Annotated in this window: 2 protein-coding genes; both read right to left on the reverse strand. The window is 60.9% G+C overall.

Features of this window, described 5'->3' with window-relative positions; translation table 11 throughout:
* Window positions 1-431, reverse strand: a 431-nt coding sequence (locus PKE99_RS39300; RefSeq protein ID WP_369075892.1) for a DUF6602 domain-containing protein, incomplete at its 3' end; no start/stop codon positions are given.
* On the reverse strand, window positions 428-616 hold a 189-nt coding region (locus PKE99_RS39305; protein ID WP_271215144.1), incomplete at its 5' end, for a hypothetical protein. The genes PKE99_RS39305 and PKE99_RS39300, both read right to left, overlap by 4 nt.

Below are 616 nucleotides of genomic sequence, written 5' to 3' on the forward strand. Positions count from 1 at the left end.
ACCTTCGGGTCCGCGATGCCCGTCGCATGGGGGATGGGCAGGCTGGTGCGATACAGCGCCCGAACACTCGCTGCCTTGTCCTGGGCATAAGTGATTTCCTCAGCGGTGATGATTTGCTTGGCCTCGAACACTGCGTAGACGCTCTCGGCCGGGACGACATCCAGCCCGTCCTGGTGGAAGACAAAAGGAGAGTACTGCCGATCGAAGATGACAATGTCGATCTGGTGGCTGAAGGCTCCGTTGCTATCGACGACAACAGCCCGCCGCGCGCGATACCGCTCGGGAAGGTAATCGCTGAGCATGCCCAGCCAGACGGTCTCGACGGCGTCGCCCTTCAGAACGGGATGGCCTGCGACCTCCCGCGCCGTGTGCAGGCGACTATGGATGCCTTTGTGAAGACCCTGGAGAAGTGCAGGAAGTGACCAGCTCATCGGACGATTTCGCTCCAGTCCTTTGCGCCCAAGGCGGTCCGAGCAGCGGCAACGATGGCCGCCTTCTCAGCGGCTGTCAGGTCATCCGAGATCACATTGTTGGTGTTCGCCGGGTCCACCATGCGGGCGGTAGCCAAGTTGTCCCGGATATAGATCAGCGCGTTCCAAACCCTTTGTGAGATGGT

The sequence above is a fragment of the Pseudonocardia halophobica genome (assembly GCF_027922425.1).
Lineage (GTDB): Bacteria > Actinomycetota > Actinomycetes > Mycobacteriales > Pseudonocardiaceae > Pseudonocardia > Pseudonocardia halophobica.